Origin of the sequence: Bradyrhizobium cosmicum, assembly GCF_032290525.1 — a bacterium.
Classification (GTDB): Bacteria; Pseudomonadota; Alphaproteobacteria; order Rhizobiales; family Xanthobacteraceae; genus Bradyrhizobium; species Bradyrhizobium cosmicum_A.
In genome coordinates, this window is sequence record NZ_JASXTA010000011.1 from 77756 (window position 1) to 98751 (window position 20996).

At 61.5% G+C, this 20996-nt stretch carries 18 protein-coding genes; 6 read left to right on the forward strand and 12 right to left on the reverse strand.

The features are described 5' to 3' along the window. Positions 1-5 precede the first annotated feature (5 nt). Complete coding sequence (locus QSV46_RS20535) at positions 6-1469, reverse strand: hypothetical protein (RefSeq protein ID WP_314955473.1); 1464 nt, start codon at positions 1467-1469, stop codon at positions 6-8. Positions 1470-1853: 384 nt separating this feature from the next. Between QSV46_RS20535 and QSV46_RS20540 the strand changes: the two genes are divergently transcribed. Then, positions 1854-3056 carry a hypothetical protein gene (locus tag QSV46_RS20540; RefSeq protein ID WP_314955476.1) on the forward strand — a complete coding sequence of 401 codons (1203 nt, stop codon included), beginning with the start codon at positions 1854-1856 and terminating at the stop codon, positions 3054-3056. Here QSV46_RS20540 and QSV46_RS20545 read toward each other — a convergent pair. From QSV46_RS20545 to QSV46_RS20565, 5 genes are all read right to left on the reverse strand, one after another. Further along, positions 3053-3502: a VOC family protein gene (locus QSV46_RS20545; RefSeq protein WP_314955479.1), complete on the reverse strand. Its 450-nt coding sequence runs from the start codon at positions 3500-3502 to the stop codon at positions 3053-3055. The genes QSV46_RS20540 and QSV46_RS20545 overlap by 4 nt on opposite strands. Continuing rightward, positions 3502-4443 (reverse strand): class I SAM-dependent methyltransferase, encoded by a 942-nt coding sequence (locus QSV46_RS20550; protein ID WP_314955483.1) that lies wholly within the window; start codon positions 4441-4443, stop codon positions 3502-3504. The genes QSV46_RS20545 and QSV46_RS20550 overlap by 1 nt, the downstream gene beginning before the upstream one ends. A gap of 13 nt (positions 4444-4456) precedes the next feature. Next, entirely contained in the window at positions 4457-6298 is a 1842-nt protein-coding gene (locus tag QSV46_RS20555) for an HAD-IIIC family phosphatase (protein ID WP_314955485.1), read from the reverse strand. A gap of 84 nt (positions 6299-6382) precedes the next feature. Continuing rightward, on the reverse strand, positions 6383-6619 hold the full coding sequence (locus QSV46_RS20560; protein ID WP_314955488.1) for an acyl carrier protein: 237 nt from the start codon (positions 6617-6619) through the stop codon (positions 6383-6385). A 94-nt stretch (positions 6620-6713) separates the two neighbouring features. Beyond that, a complete protein-coding gene (locus QSV46_RS20565) occupies positions 6714-7574 on the reverse strand; it encodes an AAC(3) family N-acetyltransferase (protein WP_314955491.1) in 861 nt (286 codons plus the stop codon). A 290-nt stretch (positions 7575-7864) separates the two neighbouring features. On the opposite strand from QSV46_RS20565, the gene QSV46_RS20570 reads away from it, so the two are divergent. Next, entirely contained in the window at positions 7865-8827 is a 963-nt protein-coding gene (locus tag QSV46_RS20570; protein ID WP_314955493.1) for a glycosyltransferase family 2 protein, read from the forward strand. A gap of 9 nt (positions 8828-8836) precedes the next feature. Here QSV46_RS20570 and QSV46_RS20575 read toward each other — a convergent pair whose 3' ends face one another. Genes QSV46_RS20575 through QSV46_RS20585 form a run of 3 tightly spaced genes read right to left on the reverse strand, consistent with a single transcriptional unit; the run spans position 8837 to position 11470 of the window. After that, positions 8837-9760 (reverse strand): transketolase family protein, encoded by a 924-nt coding sequence (locus tag QSV46_RS20575; protein ID WP_314955495.1) that lies wholly within the window; start codon positions 9758-9760, stop codon positions 8837-8839. Then, the gene (locus QSV46_RS20580; RefSeq protein ID WP_314955498.1) at positions 9757-10575 is read right to left on the reverse strand and encodes a transketolase; all 819 of its coding nucleotides are present in this window, start codon (positions 10573-10575) and stop codon (positions 9757-9759) included. Before QSV46_RS20580 ends, QSV46_RS20575 begins: the two co-directional genes overlap by 4 nt. Then, entirely contained in the window at positions 10553-11470 is a 918-nt protein-coding gene (locus tag QSV46_RS20585) for an NAD(P)-dependent oxidoreductase (protein WP_314955501.1), read from the reverse strand. The genes QSV46_RS20580 and QSV46_RS20585 overlap by 23 nt, the downstream gene beginning before the upstream one ends. Before the next feature lie 170 nt (positions 11471-11640). Between QSV46_RS20585 and QSV46_RS20590 the strand changes: the two genes are divergently transcribed. Further along, positions 11641-12594 carry a sulfotransferase gene (locus QSV46_RS20590; RefSeq protein WP_314955504.1) on the forward strand — a complete coding sequence of 318 codons (954 nt, stop codon included), beginning with the start codon at positions 11641-11643 and terminating at the stop codon, positions 12592-12594. Continuing rightward, positions 12584-13471 (forward strand): phosphotransferase family protein, encoded by an 888-nt coding sequence (locus tag QSV46_RS20595; protein WP_314955507.1) that lies wholly within the window; start codon positions 12584-12586, stop codon positions 13469-13471. Before QSV46_RS20590 ends, QSV46_RS20595 begins: the two co-directional genes overlap by 11 nt. On the opposite strand, the gene rfbG is transcribed toward QSV46_RS20595, so the two are convergent. Beyond that, the gene (rfbG, locus tag QSV46_RS20600; RefSeq protein WP_314955509.1) at positions 13472-14539 is read right to left on the reverse strand and encodes a CDP-glucose 4,6-dehydratase; all 1068 of its coding nucleotides are present in this window, start codon (positions 14537-14539) and stop codon (positions 13472-13474) included. Continuing rightward, positions 14536-15306 (reverse strand): glucose-1-phosphate cytidylyltransferase, encoded by a 771-nt coding sequence (rfbF, locus tag QSV46_RS20605; RefSeq protein ID WP_314955512.1) that lies wholly within the window; start codon positions 15304-15306, stop codon positions 14536-14538. The genes rfbG and rfbF overlap by 4 nt, the downstream gene beginning before the upstream one ends. 217 nt (positions 15307-15523) lie before the next feature. Between rfbF and QSV46_RS20610 the strand changes: the two genes are divergently transcribed. Next, complete coding sequence (locus QSV46_RS20610) at positions 15524-17089, forward strand: hypothetical protein (RefSeq protein WP_314955515.1); 1566 nt, start codon at positions 15524-15526, stop codon at positions 17087-17089. A gap of 185 nt (positions 17090-17274) precedes the next feature. Then, positions 17275-19182 carry an acyltransferase family protein gene (locus QSV46_RS20615; RefSeq protein WP_314955518.1) on the forward strand — a complete coding sequence of 636 codons (1908 nt, stop codon included), beginning with the start codon at positions 17275-17277 and terminating at the stop codon, positions 19180-19182. 15 nt (positions 19183-19197) lie between these two features. Here QSV46_RS20615 and QSV46_RS20620 read toward each other — a convergent pair whose 3' ends face one another. Further along, complete coding sequence (locus tag QSV46_RS20620; protein WP_314955520.1) at positions 19198-20907, reverse strand: hypothetical protein; 1710 nt, start codon at positions 20905-20907, stop codon at positions 19198-19200. Positions 20908-20996: the final 89 nt, after the last annotated feature.

The window sequence follows — 20996 nt, forward strand, 5'->3', positions numbered from 1 at the left end:
GGCGCTCAGTGCGGAATGCTCACAATAAGCCTGTTCCGTATGCCGCTTCTCCCCAACGGCGAGACGATCAGCGCCATCCCGGCCATCCAGACACTGCATTGCAGGACCAGATCGATGAATCCGGTTCCGGGCACCGCGTAGCGCGCCACCATGCCCATCGTCAGTCCGGTCGCCACGACGGCCAGCATCATTCCGAACAGAAGCACGGCGTGTCGAAAGGAATGCTGCAGCGTCTGGACCAGCAGCAGTGAGAACAGGATGCCAAGCTGCGCCACGGCATCTGCGGAGGTGAGACTGATCGCAGCCCCCAGCGGACCAAGAGTCGGAATCAGGAACGCCGCCAGACCGAAGAAGATCGCGATCTGCAGCGACTTGGTCCACAGCAGCAGCGTGCCTCTGTCGCTGTAGCTTGCATAGCTCATGGCGAACGTTGCCGGCGTGACGAGACACGTGCCGCCGATCAACACGACCGCCAGCGTCGCATCATATGGAATCGCGCCCGAGGTCCAAAGCTCGAAGAACTCGCGCCAGAACGACAACAGGCCGCCCGTGATCAGGCTGACCGTAAAGGTCACGATGAAAAGGCCCTTCGCATAAAGGGCCCGCAGGCTCTCGCGCGCGCCGACGGCATGGTCGTGGCCGAGTTCAGCGGCGATGGGCAGTGAGAATTGATAGCAAAGCACGCGCAAGAAGTTTGCAACGGTCCTGGTCAGGACCCATTGCGCGATCGCGGCCCGATCGGAGACCAGGGCTCCCACGAGCAGGACCGAAAGATACGACATTCCGACTTCGGCGAAATTCATCACCCCGAACGGAAACGCGCCCGCGAATTGCGCCCTGGTCCATCGCCATGAGACGCGTCGCGGGGTCATGCTGAGGAACGGAAAGTGCCGTTTCAGATCCGAGAACAGGATGAACGCGGAGAAGCCGACCTGCCCGGCAACGAATGCCAGTGCCACCATCAGCAGGTTGCCCGTCAGGAAGACCGCAATCACCTGCGCGACCTGACCAAGCCCCGTTCCCCACGCCTGCACGGTGACGACGCGGCCATACAGGCCGCGGGCGCGGAACAGCGAGCTGGCAAGGTTCACCGGCAGCGTGGTTGCAAGGCCGAGCGTCACGACCGCGAACGCTAGATTGAATCCCGGTTCGTTGCGAAAGCCGAGGACGTCGGCCGGCTTCAGCAGCAGCAGCAGGATGCCGATGACCGAGACCAGCCCCGCGACGACTCCGATGAAGAGCAACAGGACGCCCGCGAAGTAGCTGCGCGTACGACGGTTGGTATCCGCCCGCGACCTGAACGACAGAAAACGATTCAAGGTCCAGGCGTGGAGGCCGGGATCGGCGGCCTGCACCAAGCTCCCGGCGGCGAAAATCGTAAGCCACGCCGAGAGCGTTTCATGTCCGAGATAACCCAGAAAGAACGGAATAAGAACAATCTGCTGCGTCAGCGCGAGCAGGACGATCATCGAATTCGCCGACCATCCGCCCAGGATTCGGCGACCGCGATTTGAGCCCGATTTCGTCATGTCAGGCACAGGCGAGGTGATTCGATCGGCCGGAAGCGGCACATCTGGCCCATCTCTATTCCGCTCCGCTGTTCCATCGCGGACTAAGCCTTAGTATTCCGCTCGTCCGCGCACAAGCGACGAGAGACCGGTTCCGGGTTGGACGCTGGCGCAAAAATTGGCTAGTGACATCCGCGCCATGGAGAGGGCTGAACGTTGTCGAACATCACAGCGCGAGCGGGCCATCGAGACATAACGCCGCGCGACCGCCCGGTCTGGCTTGCGGGTTATCCGTCTAGGACCAATCCCTGCGCCGACATTCTCGACTCCATCGAAGTCGGAGCGGTGCTGTTCGAGAGCCTTGGACGCCGGATACTGCTTATCTCGTTCGACCTGCTGCAGGTCGGCTCGGAGCTTCAGGACATCATCCACGCCAAGCTCGAGAAGCGCGGCTTCGGCCAGGACGAGATCGTCCTGCAGGCCTCTCATACGCACGGCGCTCCGGCGACCGACAAGGCCTCAGCCCGTCTTGGGATTCCAGATGAGCGATTTGTCACGGACCTTGGCGACGCCGTCGACGATCTTGTCGGACAAGTCCAGGGGCAGGAGCCCGTCGAGGTGGTATTCGAAATCTTCGAAGGGCAGCTCCGGCACTCGATCAACCGCCGACGTCGCTGGCCATTCCCGACGATCAGCAGGATGTATGGGTTCAGCCTCACGAGCACCGCCTTCTCGCCGAACCCCAAAGGGCCGAAGGACGAGCGGGCGACGGTGCTGCTCATACGAGGCTCGCGCGAAGATCGGCCCCTCGCGGTGATCTGGCATTACGCCTGTCACCCGACGGCGGTTGTCCCGACCGACGCGATCAGCGCCGACTTTCCCGGCAAGGTACGCGAACGGCTTCGCCGTAGGCTTGGAGCCGTTCCGTGCCTGTTCATTCCCGGATTCTGCGGGAATATCAGACCGCACATCGTGCCGGCCCCGCGGCCGGTGCCGCTTCGAGAGCGCTTGCGGCGGTGGGCGCGGATTGCGCTGGTCGGAGATCTCTTTCCGCCCGTATCGGCGGAGGACTGGCGCCGCTGGAGCGACAGCCTCGCGAGCGAGCTGGACGCCATTGCGCAACAGCCCGCGACGAAGACGTTCATGCCGCGCGGGTTGCGGACCGGTTCGGCCAGCGTCCCGCTGAGCACCTTTTTTCGCGGCACTGCGCCGCCAAAACCCCTCTGCGCGCAGGTCCTGTGCTTCGATGATGCGCTCGAGATCGTCGCCATCTCGGCGGAACCGTCAGTCGAATGGGAGGCCGAGATCGCCGAGGCCGTGCCCGAGCCGCCGCAATGCCTGCGCCTGTACGCGGGCTATCTGGGATCACTCTGCGGTTATCTTCCCACCAGCGCGCAGGTTCCCGAAGGCGGATACGAGGTGAAAGGCTTCCAACCGCTGTTTGGATTTGCCGGCGAGTTCGACGCTAAAGAGATCGGCCCTGCGGTCTTGTCCTGCGTGCGGCGGGCATTCGAAGCAGCCCGCAGCAATCCCGGCCGCATCGGCTAGATCGGGAGGAATTCGCGCGAAGCCCCCTCGCCCTCGATCAGTTCGACCACCACGGAGTCCCGGGTGAGAAAAAACTGCACGGAAGCGCCGTCGAAGGCGATCGCAGGCTTCGCCGGGCCCGTCGGTATGGCACGCTGCGCGCGGAAGTATTCCGCTGCGTCAACCAGGTTCTTGACCCGATAAGCGATCTGATTGATCACGCCCCTGCCCGACGCCGCGATCTTTGCGACCGGAGAATTGTCTCCGAGCGGCGCGATGAGCTCAAAGATCACACCGCTCGCGTCACGCAGGAACTGGACCGAGACTCCAAGTACCTCGTCGTCATAGACCTGCGTCGCCGAGACGATCGGCAGCAGGGAGCAGACATTTCCCAACCCAGATTTGAGATCCCGCACGACCAGGCCGACATGGTCGAAGATCAGCTCTGGGCGCGCGGGAGACGACATCAGTTCGGTCTTGCAATGATGCAGGCCGAGATCGTCAGCTTGTGCTTCCGCGCCTGCTCCATCGTGTGGTTGGTCATCGGGAAGAATTCCGCGCGTTCAATCTCGAAGCCGGCCACACGGACCGCTTCGACCGCTTCTTCCGGCGAACGCAGCAGATAAAGATGATCCGGCGCGGGGCTGTTGATCGGAACGTTCACGAACAGCCGGCCAGTCGGCTTGAGGAGCGACCGCAACTTGACCAGAGCGCCCTTCGGATCTTCCAGATGCTCGAGAACCTCCGAGAAGGTGAGGCAATCGAACTTCTCGCTGTCGTCCGGGACAGCATACAAATCCTGCAGAACGAGTTCGGGCTTCTTGCCCGACATGCCCATGACCGTCAGCGCATCCCAGGTCTGGCCGATGCTCGCCTTGCTGACGTCCCAGCCCTTCACACTCCTCGATCTTTCATCCTTGAGGGCCTGATAGAGCAGCAATCCGTGTCCCGGACCGATTTCCAGATAGTCGTAACCGGCTGGCGCCTGCTTCAGGAACACGTTGCGATAGAACTGGTAGCAAGCCGTGTGGTTCGACCAGTAGATCTGGGTCAGGAGCAGGCCGTCCATGTACCGGCCCATATATTCGGTATTGCTGTAGACCAGACGATTGGCCTCCTCGAAAGTCTGGAGCCTGTATCGCCCTTTCCGCCGGAAGAAGATCTCTTCCTCGCGCACGATCTTGCAGATGAAATCGTAACCGTCGCAAATTTCGCCAAGGCGCGGACCAGCGATCTGGCGAATCTGACTGGCGAGCTCCTCGAGCGTCGTGAAATCTTCGGCCGAGGCGTGCGAGAACCTCGTCTCGAGATAGCCACGATGCGCCGGCGTCCTTTCATACTGGCACCGCATCAGTGCAGCTAGGTGCGGAAAACGCTGTTCATCGATCAGGCTTGATGCCGTGCTCAAAACTCTGTCTCCCTCAATGCGCGCCAGCAGCATCGCGGATGCGGATGGGCGGCTTCTTGTCCTGATAGGCGTTCACGGCGAGTTCCCAGGCGGTCTCGCCACCGGGACGCTCACCGGTCAATTTGAATCCCAGGTTGCGGTAGTGATCCGCCACCATCATGTTCTTCTTGGTCGGGATGTAGATGCCACGCACGAATCCCTTGCCCAGATTCCGTGCGCGAGCAACGAGCAAGTCCAACGTCGCCTCGGGAACGCCGCGTCCAAGGACGCGGCACGACATCAGCCATGTATCGATCTCGATCGCATCCGTGCCGATATCCGCGATCACGACGCCAATCATGCCGTTGTCGCCAAAGGTGTCGCTGAGGCGCATCTGCATGGTGATAAGGCGCGGATCGGCCTCGGCCGACGCCACGTCAGCCTCCGAATAGCGTCTGGTCGTCAGGTTGAACTGGTTAGACTTCGAGATCAATTGCGCGATCCGCTTGCGCCCGATCGCATCGAACGGATTGACCTGCAATTCCATGTCGAGCGACTGGAGATAGTCCTCCTGCCGCGCGAACGACTTCAGTTGCGCCGTCCGCCGGGCATCGGCCCGATAGTAGGCGGCCCGGTCACGATCCTCTGCCGTGAATCCCGTGGCCTCGAAGTAGCAGGCGGACTGGAAGACCGGAATCCACTCCGTCACATCCTTGGGGACTTCAGGTACCGCGACTTGAGGCAGGGCAAAGCGGATTTGGGCGCGTTCCGCCGGATTGTCGTCCAGAAAGACGAAGCTATCGAGACCGAGGCTCAGAATTTCGGACAGCGCCTGCAGATTGGCTGCCTTGTCGGTCCAGTTGATCTGGAAGACGGCGATGTCCTCTTCGGCCAACACCATCTCCGGATGCGTGCGGAACGCATCCAAGGCAACGCTCTCCTCGTTCTTGGAGGAGACGCAGAGCACGATGCCGCGGTCGCGCAATTCCTTCGCCATGGCCTGGAGCGCGCAGTGCGCTTCCCCAACCGGACTTCCAGGGCCGAGCAGCAGGTTCTCCTTGCCGTCGTCGCCGACGATCCCGCCCCACATGGTGTTGTCGAGATCGAGCACGAGAACCCGGCGCGACTTACCGAACTTCAGCGCCACCAGCCTGACCAGATGCTCCGCATAGAGCGGCGCATTCTCGGGCGCGAACGGATACTTGGCCAAGGCCCAGTGCCGCGCGGAGTGCCAATCGTCCTGGCCAATCCTCTCGGACAGCATCGCGACGTCCAGCAACAGGTCGCCGCTGGATCTCACGTACTCGGACAATCCTGCATTGACCCGGCCGACAAGGTCGGCGTGCGAGCCCGGTATCAACCGGTCCACATGCAGCCTGACGTGCGCGGGATCCGGCGTCAATGTCTGAAAGATGACGGGCTTGTTGAGCGACGAACCGATACTCCGGCGGATGGCGCGCAGACGCTGGAGCGTCCGGTCCGCGGTTGCGGCAGCGGCCTCTGGATTGCCGGTCGCAGGACGCAGGCCCAAGCCACGTACATCCATAGCAAGAACGACGATATCCGGACCGAACGTAGCGATGCCGTCTTTATCGCGTTCCAGCAAAACCTCGGGATCTTCGTATTCCGAGATCATGACCTCGACATGCAAACCATGCCGGAGCCCGGTGCCGATCAGCGTCTCCTTCAGATGCCGTGCGGTCGAATTCGACAGCAGCAGCACGCGGACAGCTTGCAGGCCGTTCTGTCCCCCCGTGTCCTGAATTCCGGAGAGACCCGTTGCGAGCCGCCGCAGGCCGCCAGTATCCCATTCGTATTGGGCGAGGCGAACCAGATCGGCGACACTGCTTCCGCCGAGGCTGCGGCTGAGCTCCACGTCACTTGCCGTGGGCTGTGGCAACCACCTCATCATCGGCTTGATCACGGCAGGCTCGCTCGTACTGGGAAGGACTGGCCAACGTCACGCGGCGATCATCGAGATCAAGTCGCTTACCGAGCGAATGCTCTCGATCTGCGCGGCTTCGAACTCGCGATCGAACTCCCTTTCGACCGCAGCGACGATGCGAATCGTCGCAAGGCTATCCCATCCGTCCACGTCGTCCGGGGTGGACTGCGGCGAAATCTGCAAATTCGGGAGATCGAGCTCCTCCCGGAAAATCGCCTGCAATCGGCCAATGAGGTCTGCCTGCTTATCCACTGATCAAGCCCTTCGAGGTTGAGAAACGCCTTCATATACTCCGGTCCGCGCCGCTTCAACCGGAGTTTTCCCTTTTGATTTCAAGGCAATAGCATCATGCCAGAAAGCGCCTGTACCAAGGCATGCGGTACATGCTGATACCACACCGACCAAGGGAAACGCCCGTCATGATCGCGTCACGCGCCGGAATTGACCACATCCACAAGTTCGACAGCCGGAATTCGATATACTGGTCGCGGGGATAATGCCGGCCAAGCCACGCCGCGTCGAAAGCACCGTTCCGGTTGAGATATGTATGCGTTCCTTCTTCTCCCTCTCGAGTACGCCATCGATACGTCGTCGAGCCGTGAAATACCCCTGCGAAATCCGGATTCTCGTGGCGAAGGATGCTTTCGACCGCGTGCAGGGGCGTCAGCGTTGCTAGAAACCTGCCGACCCCCAGTCCGACACAGATGGCATCGACCTCCATCAGCCTTTGATAGGGGGATTCGGGATCCCACGGCGTTTCCGTGGTCTGGTGGTCCTTTACGAGATACTCTGCCTGCGGCCCCAATGCGATCACCGAGGACGAATTATGAATGCTGCGTTTGACGCCGCGGTAGCGCCTGAATGTCTCGGCGATCAGGCCCGTGGACACAGGCTCCCGATGGATTTCCAGAATCTTGTGATCGTCGACTACGAGGGGAATCGCGGACATGACCAGCGTGCCTTCGGAACCGATCAGGTCGAGAAGCAAATCGATCACTGACGACGGCTTGCCCGGGAAATTGTAAAATTCATTCCAGGACGACTGAACCCACACGGTGGCACCGGCCTTGATTCCCAGCCTCTCGAAGGCCGAGCGCAGTTCGGGAGCCGAGATAGGATCCTTGAAGAGCCTCTTTTCAAGGGCAAGCCTACGAAGCCGGACGTAAGACCGCAGGTCCTCGCGGCCGAGGGCACGCCGCAGCGCCAAGATTACGAATTGTCGAATTGAGGCTGACATCTTTTGCTGTAGCAGCTTGGGGCCCCTGATGGAGATCGTCAGCTATCAGGCTGCCCCGCCGTTGTCGACAATATCCTGAATTTCGGATTGCCAAAATCAGGAGGTCTCGGACACCCTGTTCCTGGGAACAGAAGCCTGCCCGTTTGATTCGCACTTGGCATTGCGGTAGCAAACTGGCATGCGGCATACACATTCCTAGAAGCTCCCGTCTGCCGTCCGGGAGACCTGCTCTAGCCCGTCATTCGTTGAGGGATACGATTGTGAAAACAATCAGCGTCATTACGCCATGCTACAACGAAGAGCTGAACGTGCGGGATTGCTACGAGGCGATCCGACAGATCTTCGACAACGACCTTAAGGGTTATCAGCGCGAGCACATCTTCTGCGACAACGCCTCTGACGACCGCACTATGGAGATCCTGCGCGAGATCGCCGCACAGGATTCCGCGGTGAAGATCATCGTCAATGCGCGCAATTTCGGACCGCTGCGCAACACGTATAACGGGGTGATGGCGAGCACTGGCGACGCCGTTCTCCTGTTCATGCCGGCAGACCTTCAGGACCCGCCGGAACTGCTTCCCCAATTCGTCAAGTTGTGGGAGGCCGGCAACGAGATCGTCTACGGCATCCGTGCCGTCCGGGAAGAAAGCCGTCTGATGCGCGGGCTCCGCGACGCGTATTATCGCGTGCTGACCAGATTTTCGGAGTTGAAGGTGCCTCCCGGTGTCGGCGATTTCCAGCTCGTCGACAGGCGCGTCGTCGAAGCGATGCGCCACGTCCGTGACGCCTATCCGTTCATGCGGATGATGACGTTCGAGTGCGGCGGTCGCATGGTCGGCGTGCCCTACACCTGGCGCGAGCGCAAGAAAGGGTTTTCGAAGAACCGGGCCGGCGCGCTGATCGATCAGGGTCTCAACGGGCTGGTGTCCTTCACGACCGCGCCGGTGCGCTTTGGGCTGTTTGCCGGCTTTCTGATCTCGGCCGTGAGCATCGGATACGCGATCGTCAACTTCATCATCGGCCTCGTGCTCTATCAGAAGCTTGCCGAGCCGGGCGTCCTCACGCTGATCGTTGCCATGTTCTTCTTCGGCGGCGTGCAGCTATTCTTCATGGGCATGATCGGCGAATATGTGCTCGCGATCTACGGCCAGGTGCGCGAGAAGCCCGTGGTGTTCGAGCGCGAGCGCGTCAATTTCGATCCACCGTCGCCCCCTGGCGCGTGAGGAGCCGCCTCAGCGCTTCGCCAGCGACTGCTCGATTCGCGCAACGATCGCGGGCACCGACAGGCCGGCGGCATCGAGCAATGCCTCGCGCGATCCTGCGCTCGACGTTTTGCCGCCCTGCTCGGGAATGCCTATGCCTGTCACTGGCACGCGCTTCGCATCGCCGGCGAACGCGCCGGCCACCAAGCTGAACAAACCGCCGCGCAAAATATGCTCCTCGAGCGTCACGATGAGCGACGCGTCGCGCACCGCATCGCGGATCGCGGCCTCGTCGAGCGGCTTCAGGCAGGAGACGCTGACCACACCGACGTCCCGGCCCCGCCCGGCAAGCTCGCCGGCCGCCTCCAGCGCCCGTGAAGCGATCGGTCCTGATGCGAGGATGACGACGTCCCGTCCCCTCCGCAAAGTCCGCAGCTTGCGCGGGTCGGTCACGACGGCGCCGAGATTCGGCTCACCCTGCCGGCTGAGCCGCAGATAGGACGGCTTGCCGCTTGCGGCGATCAGGCGCGTCGCGGCGCGCACCTCTGCGGGATCACATGGCACGAACACCTCGATGCCCGGCAGCATCGACATGATGCCAGCGTCTTCCAGCGCATGATGGGTGTAGCCCTGGCTGCCATAGGCATAGCCGGCGCCCACCGCGACGACCTTGACGTCGGCGCCGTGGTAGCAGACGTCGTTGCGGAGCTGCTCGAGGCAACGCAAGGTCGGGAAGTTGCCGATCGAATAGATGAAGACCGTCTTGCCCGACAGCGCGATGCCGGCGGCAATGCCCGCCATGTTCTGCTCGGCGACACCGACATTGAGATAGCGCTCGGGGAATTTCGCGGCAAAGGGCTCCAGCACGGAATAGCCGAGATCGCCGCAGAGCAGCCAGAGATCAGGATTCTCGCTCGCCGCCTGCGACAGGGTCTCGATGAACGTCGTCCTCATGCGCCAACCTCCGCCAGCGCCTGCGCGAGCAGCTCATCCGAGGGCGAGCGGTAGTGCCATTCGAGCTTGTTCTCCATGAAGCTCACGCCCTTGCCCTTCACGGTGTGGGCGATCACCACGGTCGGCCGGCCCGATGGTGCCGGCACGGCGCCCAGCACGCGCTCCAGCGCGACGACATCATGGCCGTCGATCTCCTCGACATGCCAGCCGAACGCCTTCCACTTCTCCGCAAACGGATCGAGGTTCAGCACCTCGGCGACAGAGCCGAAGCTCTGGATCTTGTTGAAGTCGACGATGACGCAGAGATTGTCGAGCTTGTGATGGGGCGCGAACAGGATGCCCTCCCAGTTGGAGCCCTCGTCGCATTCGCCGTCGCTGAGCAGGCAGAACACGCGGCTGCCGGCGCTTGCCGTTCGCGCGGCCAGCGCCATGCCGATCGCGATCGGCAGACCATGGCCGAGCGAGCCGGTCGAGACCTCGACGCCGGGAACGGCATGGCTGACGTGCCCGGTCAGAATCGATCCGTCGCGGCAATAGGTGTCGAGCTCGGCGAGCGAGAAGAAACCGCATTCGGCAAGTGTGGCGTACATGATCGCCGTGGCGTGGCCCTTGCTGAGCACGAAGCGATCGCGGTTTGCGGCTTGCGGCTCTGCGGGATCGAGGCGCAGGATTCGCGTGTACAGCACCGCCAGGATGTCCGCCATTGAGAGGCAGCCGCCGATATGCGAGGCCTTGGCGGCATGCACCATCCGCAGCGCGTGCGCGCGAATGCGCCGCGCGAACTCTATCGGCTCAGGGAGATTTGGTCGCGTCATGCCAGTTTACCGTCTCGCGTAGTCCTTCATCCAACGGCACTTCGGGCTTCCAGCCCAACGCGAGCATGCGCGAAACGTCCGCAGCCAGGATCATAACCTGATCGGGACGGTACGCCAACTCACCGAAGCCCAGCGCCGCGCCGGGGTCGACGAGATCGCGCAACCGCGTCACCGTCTCGCGCAGCGGCGGCGCCTCCGGGCTGCCTACATTGAAAATCCCGTGCGCAGCGTCATGGGTGACCGCGAGCCCGAAGGCAGCGGCCGCATCGCGCGCGTGCAAAAATCCCCAGCGCTGCTCGCAAGCGGTCAGCGCCATGTGGTGTCCGGAACGCAGGTTCCGGATCATGCTTGGAATCAGCCAGTAGTCCGCATCTTTCGGCCCATAGGTCGAGAAGATCCGCAGCCATGCCGCGCGCAGCCCCCGCTCCTCGCACAGGCGCATCGCCATCGATCCGGCCGCGAGCTTGGCCATGCCGTAGAGCGTGGTCGGTCGCGGGATGTCATCCTCGCGGATCGCGCGATCATGGGGGCCGTATTCGGCCTGCGATCCGGCGCCGACGAAGATCCTGGCACCGGCTTCGGCAGCGAGTTCGGCAAGCGCGACCGCATCAGCGACATTAGCCGCCTGAACCGGGCTGTTGCGGTCGCTGCCTGCGACGCCGCGCCAGGCCATGTGCACGACCGCCTCCGGCGCAAAGGCCCCGACAGGCCCGCGCAGCCCGCCCAGATGCTCCAGGACGCCCGGAATCACATGCAGGCGGTCGTAGGCCTCCTCGAGACGCCAGGAAGCGCTGTCCGGCCTCAACAGGACTGCCACCTCGTGCCCCCGTTTCAGGAGGTCCGCAACGAGATAGGAACCCAGAAAACCACTCGCGCCAGTGACGAAAACACGCATGGGCCCCGGGTAGATCAGTGACCGGGGTCCGTCAATGTCCCGCTCCGAGCGCGCATCCCGGCCTGGAGCGGTATTTCCACCCGGATCGGGCCCGATCCGAACTTGATTATCCGGCCCATGCAGCTAAACGGGGGGCCAGAATTGACGTTTGACGACACAGGGGTAGAGGCATGAGCGACTTCAGGCTGGCTATGGTTTCCGCGGGCTTCGAGCACGGCGGAAACGTCACCCATCGTCACTTCGACGGCCATCCCGACCTGCTCGTCTACCCCTTCGAGTCGCAGCTCGGAAACCGCAACTTCAACGACTTCCTCGCCTCGGTCGAGCGCGTTCAGTATCGCTATCCCGAATTCCCGGAGGGGCTGACGGCGGTCGAGCTCTACGAGCAGATGATCGACGAGGAGCTGAAGACCTTCCTGCGCAAGCGCAACGGCTCCAAGTTCCGCGACGCCGACTGCGTGCTGGACGAGAGCAAGCGCGTTGCCGAATTCGTCCGGCTGTGCGGCGAGGCACCGATCCCGCGCCGCAAGGTCATCGAGGCCTTCTTCCGTTCGACCTTCGCGGCCTGGGAGAACTATTACACCAAGCCGCGCCCCGGCATGGTCCATGTCGGCTACTCACCCGCTATCGGCATCGACGCGGACCGGATGGTGCGCGACTTCCCGAACGCCCGCATCCTGCACATCGTGCGCAATCCGTTCTCGGCCTATCGCGACACCAAGCGCCGCCCGTTCCCGCAGCCGCTGACGAAATACCTGATCACCTGGAACATCTATCACTCGACGGTCGAGATGTTCGCCAAGATGTATCCTGAGAACGTGCGCGTCTTCCGCTACGAGGACCTCGTCGAGGACAAGCGCAAGTTCATGACGGAAGCCGCCGCCTTCATCGGCGTGCCGTTTGCCGAGAGCATGCTCTATCCGAGCTGGAACGGCGTCGAGATCAAGGATTCGATCGCCCCCTGGGGAACCGTGCTCAAGAGCACCAAGGACTACAACCAGGCCGTCATCCAGGAGCTCTCCGACGACGAGCGCAAGCAGATCGCGCAGGGCACTGCGGCGCTCGCCCGTCATTTCGGCTATGACCGGATCGACTATCTGAGCCCGCTCTATCGTGCTGGGTAAGATCGAGTTCTTCGAAACCGACGACCGCCCCGACATCGCCGCTGATCGCGCGCGCATCCTGACCGCGCTGCTGCGGCAGCTGCAATCATCCGGCCGCAACGCCGTCGTGACGCCGGCGCTGGGCGGCACGCTCGGCGTCTGCTTCGACGCCGAGATTGCGGGCGATAGGCGCTTTCTCAAGACCCACCTTCCTGATCCGGCCGCCCGCGCCAGCCTCGCCAGGGAAGCCGACATCCTCGTCCGGCTCTACGACAAGGCGATCGTGCTCGATCGTTTCGAGCTCCCGCTTGCGGACGGAACGAGGCGGCTGTGCCTGCTGATGCCAGCGCTCACACCGCTGTCAGGCCCGATGCAGCCCGCGGACGCCGCCGCGATGGCGCGCGAATGCAGCGAACGGCTCGGCGACTGGCGGCCGGGTGATCTCCCCGCGCTCCACCACTATCTCGCCTCTGCCGCACGGGCGCTCAAAACGCTTTCGGACCGCGGCCTGCTGGATCAGGCGAGTGCAGACGAGGTGAGCCGCCTGATCGGACTGCTCGCAGATCGTTTCGCGGATTTGAGCCAAGCGCTCTGCCACGGCGATTTCGGGCCGAAGAACATCATGCTCGAGGGCACAGTACCGCGCGTCATCGACTGGGAGGACGCGTTTCTCGGCATCGCCGGCTACGACTATCTCTACTGGCTGACCTTCATGGAGAACTGGCCGTTCCTGCAAACGGCAGCCTTCGGCCGAACCGGTCTTGCGCCCGAGAGCGAGCGCGCGATCCTCGTCCTCGTCGTCCTGCTCAAATCCTATCTGGCGGTCTGCTCGGGTGCGTATCTGAAGCACGCAGTGTCCCCGCAGGCCCGCATCGCCGAGATCCTGGAGCTGCGCTGATCACGCGCCCCGCGCGGTGCCGACGACCTGATCGAGCTGATCGAGCGAGAATGTGCGCAGGTCCTTGCCCTCGCGCAGCGCCTTGTACCAGTCGATGGTCAGGCGGAGGCCCTGCGCCAGATCGAGCTGCGGCGTCCACCCGAGCTCGCTACGCGCCTTGGCGCAGTCGAGCCTGAGATAGGCGGCTTCGTGAGGATGCGGGCCGGCATCGGCGGTCCAGCGCGCGCCATCGCCCCACAGCGCAATCAGATGTTCGACCACGGTCCCGACCGGCACCTCGCTTGCGGCATCGGGCCCGAAATTCCAGCCGCCGATGAAGCGTTCGTCGTCCGCCAGCCGCTCGACCAGTCGGAGATAGCCGAGCACCGGATCCAGCGCGTGCTGCCAAGGCCGCACCGAATTGGGATTGCGGATGCGCAGCGCCTCGCCGCCCAGGAACGCCTGCATCGCATCGGGTATCAGGCGGTCGCGCGCCCAGTCGCCGCCGCCGAAGACGTTGCCGGCACGCGCCGTCGCGACGCGAGCCGAGCCCGGCGCTTTGAAGAAGCTGTGGCGATAGGAGTGCGTCACGAGTTCGGCGCAGGCCTTGCTGTTGCTGTAGGGATCATCGCCGCCGAGACGGTCGCCCTCGCGGAAGGCGGCGCCCGCGCCGTTGTTCTCGTAGGACTTGTCGCTGGTGACGTTCAGGATCACCTGCACGCAAGCCAGCTGCCGGGCCGCTTCGAGCACGTGCACCGTACCCATCACGTTGGTCGCGAAGGTTTCGACCGGCTCCTCATAGGACGGGCGCACCAGCGCCTGCGCGGCCATGTGGATGACGATGTCCGGCTCCGCCTCCGTCATCGCGGCGCGCAGGGAAGAGAGATCGCGGATGTCGGCGATGCGATGCCTGATGTCGTCGGCGATCCGCGCCGCCACGAACAGCGAAGATTGATGCGTCGGCGCCAGCGCATAGCCGTAGACGCTGGCCCCGAGCCGGCGCAGCAGCAGCGAGGCCCATGCTCCCTTGAAACCCGTGTGGCCGGTCAAAAAGACCTTCTTGCCGCGCCAGAATGCGGGATCCGTCACCAGACTCTCCATTTGGCGCGGTTGCCGGCCCACTCACCCTCGAGGAAATTGCGATCCCGCAGCGAGTCCATCGGATGCCAGAAGCCGGGATGCACATAGGCGCGCAGATCGTCGCCGCGCACGAGTTGCTCCATCGGCTCGCGCTCCCAGATCGTCCCGTCGCCTGCGATCAGCTCGCCGACCGACGGCGACAGCAGGAAGAAGCCGCCATTGATCCAGCCGCCGTCGTCGTTCGGCTTCTCCTCGAAATTGACCACGCGGTCTCCCTCGATCGCCACCGCGCCAAACCGTTTTGCCGGCCGCACCACCGAGACGGTTGCCCTTCGCCCATGCGCCTTGTGAAAGGCGATCTCGGCCGCGAGGTCGATGTCGGCGACGCCGTCGCCATAGGTCAACGCAAAGAAGGGCTCGTCCGCGACGTAAGGCAGCACCCGCTTCAGCCGTCCGCCGGTCTGGGTGTCCTCGCCGGTGTCGACCAGCGTGACCCGCCACGGCTCGGCGGTCTCGCGATGAACCTCCATCCGGTTTTCGGCGAGATGGAAGGTGACGTCGGACATGTGCAGGAAGTAGTTCGCGAAATACTCCTTGATCATGTAGCCGCGGTAGCCGAGGCAGATCACGAAGTCATTGAAGCCGTAATGGCTGTAGATCTTCATGATGTGCCACAGGATGGGCCGGCCGCCGATCTCGACCATCGGCTTCGGCCGCGTGCTGGTCTCTTCGGCGATCCGGGTGCCCAGACCTCCAGCGAGAATGACGACTTTCATAGAAACCCTGCTGAATCCGGGACAATACTTCCGCTTGAGCACTGGTTACTGCAGGCGATCTAGGCCGTCAATTGGGAGCGCGGGCGATCAGAAGGTCCCACGGGCTACCTCGCCGGCGATCTCCGACGCACTTGCGTGATGGTGTCGACATGTGGCGGCCAACATCGCTATGGTCCTGCCCGCAAGCTGCCCCTGATCGCCAGCCATAGACCGAGTCATGCACAAACAGCCCCATCGGACGCTAATACTCCTTTTTGCGACTGTCCTTGCCGGCCTGTTCATTCTGCAGTTCGGAACCTTTATCGATCGCGCGACGCCGGCGCTCATCGACGATCACGACATCCTCTATCCGCTGGGCGACAAGTCGACCGCCACGCTGCACGAGATCTGGACTGATCTCAAGAATACCGACGAATACCAGGAACTGGCGAACACCGGATCGGCCACGCGATTTCGTCCTGCTTTCTATCCCCTGAAGTCGATCAAGACCTATCTGTTGGGAAGCAACATTCGCCTGTGGTACATCGCCAATTTCCTGCTGTACCTGGGCAGCACGACGGTGCTGTTTTCTCTCGTCCTTCGGACTTTCGGCATTCCAAGCGCGCTGGTCTTTGCCGCACTCTATCTCGGCCACAAATCGTGGGCCGATATCTTTCCCCGGCTTGGCCCGGTGGAGATCGAATGTATCCTGGTTGGAACATTCCTGATCTGGCTGCTTTGGCGATGGATCGAAACCGGAAGAGCGTCCGCGCTCTGGCTTGCGATACCGACAGCCCTGCTGTTCGGAGCGACGAAAGAAGCCGATTCACCTCTGTTGATCGCGGTCGGTGGGCTGCTGCTGGTTTGCGGCTTCCTGAGCGGCACCAGGCGAATGGTCTCGGCCGGCGTCGTCCTGATTGCCACAGGCGCGATCGTGTTCGCGATCATGTTGCGTATCACGGCCACGGCAGGCACGGGACTCGTAGCGCCGTGGGGTCCATTGTGGTCCTACCGGCATCATCACAGCAGGGATGCGCTCGCTTGGCTCGCCCTTCTCCCGATTCCCGTCCTGGCGGCCGCTGCGATCGCTCGTCGCCGTGGCTGGCTGAAGATGAGCCGGGGCGAACTTGCAGCACTCATGCTCGCGGCGCTTTCGGTCGAAGTCCTCAGATTGACGCTCTACTACATCAGCTTCTCGATGACATATGGCGGGCAGAACGACGCCATCGGCATGCGATACGGATACCCGCTGGCTTTGATGCAAGCCATTGTCGCAGCCTTTGTGTTCGGCAGGCTTGCAAAGCACGGCGATCGCAGGGTCGCGCTACTCTCGGGAGCCGCCGCGATCGCCTGTGTTTTCGCCGTGCTTATGGTCAATCGAGGCCTCTTCTCACCTTACACGTTGAAGGCCCGGGACTGGTGGCTTCAGTTCAACACGGATGCGAACACGACCATCAGCGAAGCGGCGCGGCTGGTTTATGAAGCCCGCAAGGAGAACAAGGATCCGGTGCTGATCGCGACGGGTCCTGCTCTGGAATGGGAGCCAAAGCTTTCTCTCATCCTCTTCCTGAAGCGAAAAATGCCTGACATGGTCGTGTACTTCGACCCGAATGAGCAATCCTCGAATGCGCTATATTACAGCAAGTTGTCGATCAAGCTGGGCGGGACTCCCCTGCCGCCGGAAATGCGGGCATCGCTCGCCGCACGAGGCTGCATCGTCGTTCACGTCGACGAGCGCGAATCTGCAGATCCCGTTTGCAAGGTGTTGAACATCACGACCATTACCGGGCGCCCTGCGCCCTAAATATTCCAGAGTGTCGCTGATGGCATTCTTCCCGCGCGTTCTTTGTGGATCAGCTTCGTCATCGTTCGAATATGAGCATCAACACGGAACATCGGAATCTCTCTCTGGCTCGCTCCGCGGAAATTCCAGCCTCTAAAAAATACGGTTTCCCTCCCCTGTTGCGAACTGAGCATCACGAGACGATCTTGCCCATACACAAACACGAAGCACAATTTCGCCCGGATATTGACGGTCTGCGTGCGATATCAGTCCTAGCCGTCATAGCATTCCACCTCAAAATTGGACTCTCGGGAGGCTTCACCGGCGTTGACGTGTTCTTCGTTATTTCCGGATACCTCATCGGTCGGATTGTATATTCCGAGGTCGCCAGAGGAAGCTTCTCACTCACTCGTTTTTATGAGCGCCGTGCCAGGCGCATTCTGCCGGCACTTCTTGCGACAATCGCTATCAGCTGGTTCGTAGCCGACCGCTACCTTTACGCATTCGAGATGGGCGATTTCTCGAAATCGGCTATCGCATCGATCTTGTTTGCAGCCAACCTATACTTCTATGGGGCGAGCGGATATTTTGCACCAGCCGCCGATACCATTCCCCTGCTTCACCTTTGGTCTCTAGGCTTTGAAGAGCAGTTTTATCTGCTGTTCCCGCCGACTATAGTCCTCTTGCGACGATATTCGCCGCGACTGATGTTTGCGGCGCTCCTCATGATGTGCCTGATTTCCCTTCTTGTATCGCAAGCCTTGCTTTCGTCGCATCCTGACGCGGCCTTCTACCTTCCGATTAGTCGAGCCTTCGAGATATTGCTCGGCGCTCTGATTGCCCACCCCCTTTTTCCCCGTTCATACAATCGCCTGGCGTGCGAACTCTCCGCAATTCTGGGAGCCGCCTGCCTGCTGTTTTCGCTGGTCACGTTCACAAACGACATCCCCTTTCCGGGCGTAGCGGCCATCTTGCCCTGCGTTGGCGCAACGATGATCGTGTGGTCGGGTCAGTCGAATACAACTCAGATATCCCGTTTGCTCGCCTGGCAGCCGTTGGCTTATGTCGGAAAGCTCTCCTATTCGCTCTACCTCACTCACTGGCCCGTAATCGTCTTTGGCAAGTTGCTTCAGCCAAATTTGTCGCATCTCGTGTTCGCAATTGCTGCTGCCTCGGCATCGGTCGTCCTGGCAGCCATCAGCTTTTGGCTCATCGAAACACCACTGAGGTACGGGACTCTCACCAAACAATACTGCCTGCCAAAAGCGGCTGCAGCTATGTTGCTTGTCGGGCTCCTGCCTGCATGGAATCTGGCAAAGCTGCACGCGCCCGCTTCGGCAGATCCAACCATCAACTACATATTGAGTTTCAACTCTTACAATCCGCGAACGCGCTTTCTCGCTCGGGAATGCTTTCTCGATGCGGAACAAACGTTCAGCGACCGTCAAGTCGAAAAGTGCGTCCCCGCATCGATCAGCACGGGCGCGATGCTATGGGGCGACAGCCACGCTGCCCACCTTTACTTCGGGCTGCGAGCAGAGATGCAAAAGGCAGCGATTCCAGTTGGCATGTTGGCATCATCAGGGTGCCCCCCGATCGTCGATCTGGACGTTGAACAACGACCGAAGTGCAAGGATGTGAACAAGGAAGTTTTGTCTTTCCTGCTCCGTTTTAGGCCTCGCTTGGTTGTGCTATCCGCCGCATGGCGCATGAACAGCGAAGTTACCGCAAAGCTAAAGGCCACGGTAGACCAACTCGAGCAGGCCGGAATTACAGTGGCAATCGTTGGTGAAAGCCCCGCTTTCAATAGCCGCGGCCCTAATATCGCCGCCGCCCTGCTCCAAGCTGGAAAGCCGCCGCTGGCAACCGAGATCGACACCAACATCGAAACGATGAAAGCTACAGACGCACTCCTGGCCGCAACATTCGGAGCTTCCTCGGGAGTATTCCTTCTATCTCCGTTCAAAACGTTTTGCTCGGAGAAGGGGTGCCCTCTCCTCTCGGGCGACGGCATCCCGCTCTATTTTGACCATTCACACCTCACGGAGGCGGGATCCACGCTTTACGCCAAGGCGCTCGTTTCCACGATAGTCGGCCCACTAATCAAGCATTGAGATTGTACTGCGGCCTCAACACGGCCCTCTCTCAACGATCGGTGCGTATAGTTTCACAACGCTGCCGTCGACGGGATGGGCGAGGCTATCGACGAGCGAGCGGGGTGCGAAGTCGAGTCCCAAGCCTTCCCACTCGTCCTTCTTTAGGGAGTGGACGCCCGTCCCCAGAATCAACCACGCGCGCCGAAGACGTTCGGGGCCAACCATCTTCAGATATTCGCCTGCTAGACGATGCGACGACGGATAGCCGGCAAAAATCCAGGGGAAGACGGGCATGCGGCCGCCAATCGCAAAGACCGCACCCGGCACTTCGCCGCTGAGGTCGATGGCGAGGTCGTCACGGCAAAAACCGCGGCTCGCGACGTCGCTCTGCAGCGTTTGAATGAACTGTCGGGTACGCTCATCAAGCTTCAGCGTGGAGTCTGGGCCGACCGCAGTTGGAACTGTTTGCTGCATGATTGGGGTTGCCAATCGATAAGGAGATGTCAAACCCGCAGCCGTTGCACTGTACACAAGGTAAACGCCGACGAAACAAGCCAGCGTCAACCCGAACGAACGCGGAAGCACCAGCGCCGTGGCGATGACCAGCACCATTAATGACAAGCCCGGGAACAGCGCGACCTGAAAGCACACCCTCCCGGCGCTTCCCAACGTCGCAGCCCAAGGAATGAGCCCGATCAGGGCTAGGAGCGCAATCCATTTGAGGCTGACGTCCCGTCGACACGCGATTGAAAGCATCGCGAATCCGCCTCCACCAAGCAAAGAAAAAACATGACAGTTAGCCGGGTCAAACGATCGCCGCAGGAGTGACAATCCGAGCAGGACAATTGCGAAGAAGGCAATCAGCTCTTCTCCCCTTCCGATGAAGGTTCGCCCGGAGTAGCGGGCGAACATGCATACCAGCAGCAATCCTCCGCTCGCCCACCATATCCACCCTTCGCGAAGGAATTCGATCTGCTGATCGCGCATCGAAAAGGGGTTCGGATGGGATCCGCCGAAAACGGCGAAATAGCCATTGATCTGGCTGACTATCGTTTCGAGAGGAAGACTCGCCACCAGGACGAGGAGCAAGCCGGCGCCGAATAAGATCGTGCGACCGAGTTGCGCTATTCTGGCCCGATTGTCGGAGAACGCGCACAGGACGCCCAGAAGATAGATCGCGCTGTAAGCCATAACGTTGAGAGGCCTGGTAAATAGCGCGATCGCGATCGCAAGAGCCGCGACGAATGCGGAAAAAGCAGGGAGCGACTGCAGGAGCACCAACCCGAAGGCCAGAATCCAACCAGCGACCAGGACGAGCCAATTGTAAGACGGCGTGGGAAGCCAGTACGTGTAGTAGAAGAACGGAGCCAACAAGGCCGTACCGACGATCAGGATCGCATCTGGATCTCGCCAGGAGAGCTTCAATCTCGTCAAGACAGCCCAGCCCAATGAAACTCCCAAGCCGGCAAGAATGACAGCACCAAGGCGGTTGAACGCTGACACGGATTCGCCGACGAGCAGATACAAGGGATGAATGGCGTAACTGAAAAGTCCCAGGACAAGGTCATATTCCGTTGGCCTCTGGGCCAGCATCAAATAGAACGCCTCGTCGGTAAAGTCGAAGCCCCTGTCCATCTTCAGGATCAGGCTTGACGCCAGAACGGCTGAAAAAGCGAGCAACACCGCTGCTGCAACAAAACGGAGCCGCGAGACCGATGCGGCAAAATATCCCCGAATAGGCATATGTCGTTCGAATCCTGACGATCGATAGTCCTTGAGCCCCGGCCAGCTGGGTCCGCAGCAATCAAGCCCCCAATTTGACGATCTGGCTG